The sequence below is a fragment of the Stenotrophomonas sp. NPDC078853 genome, from assembly GCF_044901215.1.
In the GTDB taxonomy this organism is placed as follows: domain Bacteria; phylum Pseudomonadota; class Gammaproteobacteria; order Xanthomonadales; family Xanthomonadaceae; genus Stenotrophomonas; species Stenotrophomonas lacuserhaii.
Genome location: NZ_JBJDOQ010000030.1, coordinates 1 through 9,908 on the forward strand (window position 1 = coordinate 1; position 9,908 = coordinate 9,908).

Genomic DNA, 9,908 nt, shown 5'->3' on the forward strand with positions numbered 1-9,908 from the left:
GTTTCAACATCATCGACACCCCCGGGCACGTCGACTTCACCATCGAAGTGGAGCGCTCGCTGCGCGTGCTCGACGGTGCGGTGTTCGTGCTGTGCGCCGTCGGTGGCGTCCAGCCGCAGTCCGAAACCGTGTGGCGCCAGGCCAACCGGTACAAGGTGCCGCGCATTGCCTTCGTCAACAAGATGGACCGTACCGGTGCCAACTTCACCAAGGTCGTTGGCCAGCTGAAGGCCAAGCTCGGTGCCGTTGCCGTGCCGATGCAGCTGCCGATCGGCGCTGAAGAAAACTTCAAGGGCGTGGTCGACCTCATCAAGATGAAGGCCATCCATTGGGATGAAGCTTCGCAGGGCATGAAGTTCGATTACCTGGACATCCCGGCCGACATGCTGGCGGAGGCCGAAGAGGCCCGCACCTACATGATCGAAGCCGCGGCTGAAGCCAGCGAAGAGATGATGGAAAAGTACCTGGGCGGCGAAGAGCTGACCGAGGCCGAGATCGTCGAGGCCCTGCGCGTGCGCACGCTGGCCACCGACATCGTGCCGATGTACTGCGGTTCGGCGTTCAAGAACAAGGGCGTGCAGGCCATGCTGGACGGCGTGGTGCAGCTGCTGCCGTCGCCGATCGACGTGCCGGACGTGACCGGTACCGACGTGGACGACGAAACCGTCGCCCTGAGCCGCAAGTCCGATGACAAGGCACCGTTCTCGGCGCTGGCCTTCAAGATCATCACCGACCCGTTCGTCGGCGCGCTGACCTTCTTCCGTGTCTATTCGGGCACGCTGAACGCCGGCGACCAGCTGCTGAACTCGGTCAAGGGCAAGAAGGAGCGCATCGGTCGCATCCTGCAGATGCACTCCAACGATCGCGAAGAGATCAAGGAAGTGCTGGCCGGTGACATCGCTGCGGCCGTGGGTCTGAAGGACACCACCACCGGTGACACGCTGTGCTCGCAGGAGCACCCGATCATCCTGGAGCGCATGGTGTTCCCGGAGCCGGTCATCTCGATGGCCGTCGAACCGAAGACCAAGTCCGACCAGGAAAAGATGGGTCTGGCCCTCGGCCGCCTGGCCCAGGAAGATCCGTCGTTCCGCGTCAAGACCGACCAGGAATCCGGCCAGACGATCATCTCGGGCATGGGTGAGCTGCACCTGGACATCATCGTCGACCGCATGAAGCGCGAGTTCAACGTTGAAGCCAACGTCGGCAAGCCGCAGGTGGCTTACCGCGAAACCATCCAGATGTCGAATGTGAAGTCGGACTACAAGCACGCCAAGCAGTCCGGTGGTAAGGGTCAGTACGGTCACGTCGTGATCGAGCTGTCGCCGATCACCGCTGAAGACCGTGCCGATCCGAAGATCGGTCCGATGATCAAGGACGACTTCCTGTTCATCAACGACATCACCGGTGGCGTGATTCCGAAGGAATTCATTCCGTCGATCGAAAAGGGCCTGCGCGAAACCATCACCAGCGGTCCGCTGGCTGGCTTCCCGGTCGTGGACGTCAAGGTCAAGCTGGTGTTCGGCTCGTACCACGACGTCGACTCCTCGGAAATGGCGTTCAAGCTGGCCTCCTCGATGGCCTTCAAGCAGGGCTTCTCCAAGGCCAAGCCGGTCCTGCTGGAGCCGATCATGAAGGTCGAGATCGTGACCCCGAGCGACTATCAGGGTGACGTGATGGGCGACGTCAGCCGTCGTCGCGGCATGCTGCAGGGTTCGAGCGTGACCGGTGACGGTTCGGCGGAAATCATCAACGCGATGATCCCGCTGGGTGAAATGTTCGGCTACGCGACCTCGCTGCGTTCGCAGACCCAGGGCCGTGCCACGTTCACGATGGAATTCGACCACTACGAGCCGGCGCCGAGCAACATCGCCGACGAAGTCATGAAGAAGGCCTGAGCCTGGCTCAGGTCCTCCACACCACTTTAGAAACTAAAAGGTAGATAGAAATGGCAAAGGGTAAGTTCGAGCGCACCAAGCCGCACGTCAACGTCGGCACCATCGGTCACGTCGATCACGGCAAGACCACGCTGACCGCCGCACTGACCAAGATCGGTGCCGAGCGCTTCGGTGGCGAGTTCAAGGATTACTCCGCGATCGACGCCGCGCCGGAAGAAAAGGCACGTGGCATCACGATCTCGACCGCACACGTCGAATACGAATCCACCGTTCGTCATTACGCCCACGTCGATTGCCCGGGCCATGCCGACTACGTCAAGAACATGATCACCGGTGCTGCGCAGATGGACGGCGCGATCCTGGTCTGCTCCGCTGCTGACGGCCCGATGCCGCAGACCCGCGAGCACATCCTGCTGTCGCGCCAGGTCGGCGTGCCGTACATCGTCGTGTTCCTGAACAAGGCCGACATGGTCGACGACGCCGAGCTGCTCGAGCTGGTCGAAATGGAAGTGCGCGAGCTGCTGAGCAAGTACGACTTCCCGGGCGACGACACCCCGATCATCGCCGGTTCGGCCCGTCTGGCGCTGGAAGGCGACCAGAGCGACATCGGCGTGCCGGCCGTCATCAAGCTGGTCGAAGCCCTGGACAGCTGGATTCCGCTGCCGGAGCGTGACGTCGACAAGCCGTTCCTGATGCCGGTGGAAGACGTGTTCTCGATCTCCGGCCGCGGCACCGTGGTGACCGGTCGTATCGAGCGCGGCGTGATCAAGGTCGGCGAAGAAATCGAAATCGTCGGTATCCGTGACACCGTCAAGACCACCGTCACCGGCGTGGAAATGTTCCGCAAGCTGCTCGACCAGGGTCAGGCAGGCGACAACGCCGGTCTGCTGCTGCGCGGCACCAAGCGTGACGACGTGCAGCGCGGTCAGGTCCTGTGCAAGCCGGGTTCGATCAAGCCGCACACCGAGTTCGAAGGCGAAGTGTACGTGCTGTCGAAGGATGAGGGCGGCCGTCACACCCCGTTCTTCAACGGCTACCGTCCGCAGTTCTACTTCCGCACCACCGACATCACCGGCGCTGCCAAGCTGCCGGAAGGTGTTGAAATGGTGATGCCGGGCGACAACGTGAAGATGGTTGTCACCCTGATCAACCCGGTCGCCATGGACGAAGGCCTGCGCTTCGCCATCCGCGAAGGCGGTCGTACCGTCGGCGCCGGCGTGGTCTCCAAGATCATCAAGTAATCTGCACTACCGGCGGTTTTTGTAAAGCTGCCGGTCGCGCGAGTGGCGGGCCGGGAACCTCGGTCCGCCTTCGCCGTCTAAGGCAAGGCAAAGTTTATAACGTACGCCAGTAGCTCAATTGGCAGAGCAGCGGTCTCCAAAACCGCAGGTTGGGGGTTCGAGTCCCTCCTGGCGTGCCATCTGCCTTCCTAACCAGCGGTCCGCCGCTAAAGCAGCCCGAGCCGGATGAACAGCAAGATCGAACACTCCAAGGATACGTCCACTTCTGGTGGAGACCTCGTCAAGTACGTCGCCGCAGCCCTGTTGGTGCTGGCCGGACTGTTCGTGTGGTTCTGGTTCTCTGCAGACTCCGGTCGTGCCGCCCAGCTGGGTGCATGGGCCGGTCAGATCCGCGCGCTGGCCGTCATTGTCGGCCTGGCGGGCGGTATTGCCGTTTTCATGCTGACCGGGAAAGGCCGCGATACCCGCGAATTCCTGTCCGAGTCGCGCTTCGAGCTGCGCAAAGTGGTCTGGCCGACGCGCCAAGAAGCCATCCGGATGACCTGGGTCGTCATCGTCGTTGTGATCATCCTCAGCCTGCTGCTGGGTGGGTTCGACTTCGTCATTCAGAAACTGACTCAGCTGTTCCTGAGCCGGTAAGGAGATACCCATGAAGCGCTGGTACGTTGTTCACGCCTATTCAGGCTTCGAGAAGTCGGTTGCGCAGGCGCTGCGCGATCGCATCGTTCGTGAAGAGAAGCAGGAGCTGTTTGGTGATGTGCTGGTCCCGACCGAAGAAGTGGTCGAGATGCGCGCTGGCCAGAAGCGCCGCTCCGAACGCAAGTTCTTCCCCGGCTACGTGCTGGTCCAGATCGAGACCCACGAAGAAGGCGGCATTCCGCGCATCGACAGCGAAAGCTGGCATCTGGTGAAGGACACCTCCCGCGTGCTGGGCTTCATCGGCGGTACCGCCGATCGTCCACTGCCGATCGCCGATTCGGAGGCCGAGGCCATCCTGAACCGGGTCCAGGACGGGATCGAGAAGCCGCGTCCGAAGGTGCTGTTCGAGCCGGGCCAGATGGTCCGCGTCACCGACGGCCCGTTCAACGACTTCAATGGCGTCGTGGAAGAAGTCAATTACGAGAAGAGCCGCCTGCGCGTCTCGGTGCTGATCTTCGGTCGCGCCACCCCGGTCGAGCTCGAGTTCGGCCAGGTCGAGAAGGCCACCGGCTGATAGCCCGTTGTGTCGAGTGCGCTCGACACTGCCGGGTAGGGCTGGTATAGTGCCCGGCTTCCTGCCAGGCAACTGGCAAAAGTGAAGGCCGCCGAAAGGTGGCCTTCGGCGTGTATTCAAAAACGCGATGCCGGGACGCGTGATTCCCGGTCCGATGGGGAGCCTGTTGTCGTAAGGCGCTAGCACCCGGAGAGCATACTCATGGCAAAGAAAGTTGTCGGTTACATCAAGCTGCAGGTGAAGGCCGGTCAGGCCAACCCCTCGCCGCCGGTCGGTCCTGCGCTGGGTCAGCGCGGCCTGAACATCATGGAATTCTGCAAGGCCTTCAATGCCGCCACGCAGAAGCTCGAGCCGGGCCTGCCGGTTCCGGTGATCATCACGGCCTATTCGGACCGTACGTTCACCTTCATCACCAAGAGCACCCCGGCGACCACCCTGCTGAAGAAGGCTGCTGGCATCTCGTCGGGCTCCAAGCGCCCGAACACCGAGAAGGTCGGCAAGGTCACCCGCAAGCAGCTGGAAGAGATCGCCAAGGCGAAGGAACCCGACCTGACCGCCGCTGACCTGGACGCCGCCGTGCGTACCATCGCCGGCTCGGCCCGTTCTATCGGCATCGTGGTGGAGGGCTAATAACATGGCACTGAACAAGCGTGAAAAGGCCCTGAAGGCCGCCGTCGTCCCGGGCAAGTCGTATGGCTTCGAAGACGCGATCAAGATCCTGAAGACCACTGCCAGCGCCAAGTTCGTCGAGTCGATCGACGTGGCTGTGCGCCTGGGCGTGGACGCCAAGAAGTCCGACCAGCAGGTGCGCGGTTCCACCGTGCTGCCGGCCGGTACCGGCAAGTCGGTCCGCGTTGCGGTGTTCGCACCGGCCGGTGCCAAGGCTGACGAAGCCCTGGCCGCTGGCGCCGAAGCCGTCGGCATGGACGACCTGGCCGAGAAGATGCAGGCCGGTGATCTGAACTATGACGTCGTGATCGCGACCCCGGACGCGATGCGCGTCGTGGGTAAGCTGGGCACCGTGCTCGGCCCGCGCGGCCTGATGCCGAACCCGAAGGTCGGCACCGTTTCGGCCAACCCGGGTGAAGCCGTCAAGAACGCCAAGTCGGGCCAGGTGCGTTACCGCACCGACAAGGCCGGCATCATCCACTGCACCATTGGCAAGGCCAGCTTCGAAGACGAAGCGCTGAAGTCGAACCTGCAGGCGCTGCTGCTGGACCTGATCAAGGCCAAGCCGGCCACCTCGAAGGGCCTGTACCTGCAGAAGGTGTCGGTCAGCTCGACGATGGGCCCGGGCGTCACTGTCGACCAGTCGACCCTGACCCTGAAGTAATCGTTTGAAGCGGATGTGGGGCCCCCGGTCCCGCATCCGTCCCATTTGAAGGCAACCGCCGGCAGCGCATCGCCGGTGGCAGCCGTCAAAGACCGCAGGTGCGGTCGTGGCATGCCGGCGACGGGCACGGAAGCTCGATTTGGCAGGGAGTCGCCGCCGGAGCAGTCACGAACGCTTAATCGATCCATCCGGATCACCCTGCGTAGATGGTGCCCTTCTGGAGTTTTTCTGGTTCACGCAATCCTGGGTAGCCCCAGGTTGAGTCCAGGTCTGGAACGGCCCACCCCCCGGAACATCAACCCGATGTTCCCGGTGTCCAGGAAGGACGCCGCCCAGGACCGCAAACGGCAGGAGCCGTAAGCGGAGTTCAATCGGAGGAGTGCAATGGCTCTCAATCTGTCCCAGAAGCAAGAAGTAGTCGCGGAGCTGGCAGACATCGCCGCCAAGGCCCACTCCTTGATCGCAGCCGAATACGCTGGCACCACGGTCTCCCAGATGACCGCGATGCGCAAGCAGGCTCGTGAAACCGGCGTTTTCTTGAAAGTTGTCAAGAACACCCTGGCCTCGCGTGCCGTTGAAGGCACCGAATTCGCATGTGCACAGGACAAGCTGGTCGGTCCGCTGCTGTATGCGTTCTCGCTCGAGGAGCCCGGCGCAGCCGGTCGCCTGATCAAGGAATTCGCCAAGGGCAACGATAAGCTGCAGCCCAAGGTTGTCGCCATTGGTGGCGAAGTGTTCCCGGCAAGCCACGTTGACGTGTTGGCCTCGCTGCCGACCCTCGACCAGGCCCTGGCAATGCTGGCACGCGTCCTGACCGAGCCGGTCACGATGTTCGCGCGCGCCAACAAGGCACTGGCGGATCAGCTGGGTGGTGGCGAAGCCGCTGCTGCTGCTGAGCCGGTCGCCGAGACCGCCTGAGTTTCGACCTACCGTGGTTCCTGACGGAACCTCAACCCAGAAAATCATTCAAAGGTAATCAAAATGTCCCTTTCCAACGAACAGATCGTCGAAGCCATCGCCTCGAAGTCCCTGATGGAAGTGATGGAGCTGGTCAAGGCCATCGAAGAGAAGTTCGGCGTTTCCGCCGCTGCTCCGGTCGCCGTGGCTGCTGCCGCTGGCCCGGCTGCCGCTGTTGAAGAGCAGACCGAATTCACCGTGACCCTGAAGTCGCCGGGCGACAAGAAGGTCGAAGTGATCAAGGCCGTCCGCGCCATCACCGGCCTGGGCCTGAAGGAAGCGAAGGACCTGACCGAAGCCGGCGGCGTCGTGAAGGAAGGCGCGTCGAAGGACGAAGCCGAGAAGATCAAGAAGGACCTGGAAGCTGCTGGCGCGACTGTCGAAGTCAAGTAAGCAGATCCCTTGCGTCGCCATCGATTTCCGGCGATGCAGCCAAGGCTGGGGGCGTAAAGCCCCCGGCCTTTGGTCGTTTCATGCGGTACCCCGAACATCGTTGAAAAAAGCCCAACACGGGCTGCAGGAAAAGGCCCGTCCGGCCAGCGCCAAGCGCGGCGGCGGTCAAGCAGATGCAGTCAAGTTGGCAGTTGGAAGTAGCAATAGAAGGCGTGCTGGTGCCGGCAATACCAGCGACTTCCAACTGACAATTTCAAGTTTCCTTTTGGGTCGTGGACGCACGCCCCGCACAACAAGGTGGAAGATCTCATGACGTCCTATTCGTTCACCGAGAAGAAGCGCATCCGCAAGGATTTCGCCAAGTCGCGCGCGATTCTCGAAGTGCCGTTCCTGCTCGCCATCCAGGTGGATTCCTACCGCGAGTTCCTGCAGGAAAACGTCGATCCGGCCAAGCGCACGGACCACGGCCTGCACGCCGCACTGAAGTCCGTCTTCCCCATCTCCAGCTACAGCGGCAATGCCGCGCTGGAATATGTCGGCTACAAGCTGGGCGAACCGGTGTTCGACGAGCGCGAGTGCCGCCAGCGTGGCATGAGCTACGGCGCGCCGTTGCGCGTGACCGTGCGCCTGGTGATCTACGACCGTGAGTCGTCGACCAAGGCCATCAAGTACGTGAAGGAGCAGGAGGTCTACCTCGGCGAGATCCCGCTGATGACCGAGAACGGCACCTTCATCGTCAACGGCACCGAGCGCGTCATCGTCTCCCAGCTGCACCGCTCGCCGGGCGTGTTCTTCGACCACGACCGTGGCAAGACCCACAGCTCGGGCAAGCTGCTGTACAGCGCCCGCATCATCCCGTACCGCGGTTCCTGGCTGGACTTCGAGTTCGACCCGAAGGACGCGCTGTTCACCCGTATCGATCGCCGTCGCAAGCTGCCGGTGTCGATCCTGCTGCGCGCGCTTGGCTACAGCAACGAAGAGATGCTGGCCGAGTTCTTCGAGATCAACACGTTCCACATCAACCCCGACGAAGGCGTGCAGCTGGAGCTGGTCGCCGAGCGCCTGCGTGGTGAAACCCTGGGCTTCGACCTGGCCGACGGTGACAAGGTCATCGTGGAAGCCGGCAAGCGCATCACCGCGCGCCACGTCAAGCAGCTGGAAGCCTCGGGCATCGCCGCCCTGGCCGTGCCGGACGATTACATCGTCGGCCGCATCCTGTCGCACGACGTGGTCGATTCGGCCACCGGCGAACTGCTGGCGCAGGCCAACGACGAAATCACCGACGACCAGCTGCAGGCCTTCCGCAAGGCCGGCGTGGACGCGGTGGGCACCCTGTGGGTGAACGATCTCGATCGTGGTCCGTACCTGTCCAACACCCTGCGCATCGATCCGACCAAGACCCAGCTGGAAGCGCTGGTCGAGATCTACCGCATGATGCGTCCGGGCGAGCCGCCGACCAAGGACGCCGCGCAGAACCTGTTCCACAACCTGTTCTTCACCTTCGAGCGTTACGACCTGTCCACGGTCGGCCGGATGAAGTTCAACCGTCGCGTGGGCCGCAAGGAAACCACCGGCGAAGCCGTGCTGTACGACCGCAAGTACTACGGCGAGCGCAATGACGAAGAGTCCAAGCGCCTGGTCGCCGCGCATGGCGAGTCGTCCGACATCCTGGACGTGATCAAGGTCCTGACCGAGATCCGCAACGGCCGTGGCGTCGTCGATGACATCGACCACCTGGGCAACCGTCGCGTGCGTTCGGTCGGTGAAATGGCCGAGAACGTGTTCCGCGTGGGCCTGGTCCGCGTCGAGCGCGCGGTCAAGGAACGCCTGTCGATGGCCGAATCCGAAGGCCTGACCCCGCAGGAACTGATCAACGCCAAGCCGGTGGCTGCGGCGATCAAGGAATTCTTCGGCTCCTCGCAGCTGTCGCAGTTCATGGATCAGAACAACCCGCTGTCGGAAGTCACGCACAAGCGTCGCGTCTCGGCCCTGGGCCCGGGCGGCCTGACCCGCGAACGCGCCGGCTTCGAAGTGCGCGACGTGCACCCGACCCATTACGGCCGCGTCTGCACCATCGAAACGCCGGAAGGCCCGAACATCGGCCTGATCAACTCGCTGGCCGTGTACGCCCGCACCAATGAGTACGGTTTCCTTGAAACCCCGTACCGCAAGGTCGTGGACGGCAAGGTGTTCGACGAAGTCGAGTTCCTGTCGGCCATCGAAGAAAACGAGTACGTCATTGCGCAGGCCAACGCCCTGACCAATGCCGACAGCGTGCTGACCGAGCAGTTCGTGCCGTGCCGCTTCCAGGGCGAATCGCTGCTGAAGCCGCCGGCGGAAGTGCACTTCATGGACGTCTCGCCGATGCAGACCGTGTCGGTCGCCGCGGCGCTGGTTCCGTTCCTGGAACACGATGACGCCAACCGTGCACTGATGGGCGCCAACATGCAGCGCCAGGCCGTGCCGACCCTGCGTGCGCAGAAGCCGCTGGTGGGTACCGGCATCGAACGTGCCGTGGCACGCGACTCCGGCGTCACCGTCAACGCCCGTCGTGGTGGTGAAGTGGTGCAGGTCGATGCCGCACGCATCGTGGTCAAGATCGTCGAAGAAGAAATCATCGGCGCGACCGACGCCGGCGTGGACATCTACAACCTGGTCAAGTACACCCGTTCCAACCAGAACACCTGCATCAACCAGCGTCCGCTGGTGAACGTGGGTGACGTGGTGGCGCGTGGCGACGTGCTGGCCGACGGTCCGTCGACCGACATCGGCGAACTGGCCCTGGGCCAGAACATGCTGATCGCCTTCATGCCGTGGAACGGCTACAACTTCGAAGACTCCATCCTGCTCTCCGAGCGCGTGGTGGAAGAGGATCG

At 62.8% G+C, this 9,908-nt stretch carries 9 protein-coding genes and 1 tRNA gene; all 10 read left to right on the plus strand.

All coding sequences use genetic code 11. The features are described 5' to 3' along the window. The coding region (gene fusA, locus ACI2JH_RS19330; protein ID WP_404736973.1) for an elongation factor G at positions 1-1,895 on the plus strand (1,895 nt) is incomplete at its 5' end. Between the two features lie 50 nt (positions 1,896-1,945). After that, on the plus strand, positions 1,946-3,136 hold the full coding sequence (gene tuf, locus ACI2JH_RS19335) for an elongation factor Tu (protein ID WP_101098575.1): 1,191 nt from the start codon (positions 1,946-1,948) through the stop codon (positions 3,134-3,136). A gap of 103 nt (positions 3,137-3,239) precedes the next feature. Then, a tRNA-Trp gene (locus ACI2JH_RS19340) sits at positions 3,240-3,315 on the plus strand. Positions 3,316-3,361: 46 nt separating this feature from the next. Next, positions 3,362-3,775, plus strand: a complete 414-nt coding sequence (gene secE / locus ACI2JH_RS19345; protein WP_101098572.1) for a preprotein translocase subunit SecE — start codon at positions 3,362-3,364, stop codon at positions 3,773-3,775. Positions 3,776-3,785: 10 nt separating this feature from the next. Then, positions 3,786-4,349: a transcription termination/antitermination protein NusG gene (gene nusG / locus ACI2JH_RS19350; protein WP_042615323.1), complete on the plus strand. Its 564-nt coding sequence runs from the start codon at positions 3,786-3,788 to the stop codon at positions 4,347-4,349. Between the two features lie 201 nt (positions 4,350-4,550). After that, positions 4,551-4,979, plus strand: a complete 429-nt coding sequence (gene rplK / locus ACI2JH_RS19355) for a 50S ribosomal protein L11 (RefSeq protein WP_042615322.1) — start codon at positions 4,551-4,553, stop codon at positions 4,977-4,979. Positions 4,980-4,983: 4 nt separating this feature from the next. Next, on the plus strand, positions 4,984-5,682 hold the full coding sequence (gene rplA, locus ACI2JH_RS19360; protein ID WP_042615321.1) for a 50S ribosomal protein L1: 699 nt from the start codon (positions 4,984-4,986) through the stop codon (positions 5,680-5,682). A gap of 384 nt (positions 5,683-6,066) precedes the next feature. Beyond that, positions 6,067-6,600: a 50S ribosomal protein L10 gene (gene rplJ / locus ACI2JH_RS19365; RefSeq protein WP_042615320.1), complete on the plus strand. Its 534-nt coding sequence runs from the start codon at positions 6,067-6,069 to the stop codon at positions 6,598-6,600. Between the two features lie 63 nt (positions 6,601-6,663). Then, positions 6,664-7,032 carry a 50S ribosomal protein L7/L12 gene (gene rplL / locus ACI2JH_RS19370; protein WP_042615319.1) on the plus strand — a complete coding sequence of 123 codons (369 nt, stop codon included), beginning with the start codon at positions 6,664-6,666 and terminating at the stop codon, positions 7,030-7,032. 309 nt (positions 7,033-7,341) lie between these two features. Further along, positions 7,342-9,908: DNA-directed RNA polymerase subunit beta (gene rpoB, locus ACI2JH_RS19375; protein ID WP_404736974.1), on the plus strand; the 2,567-nt coding region annotated here is incomplete at its 3' end.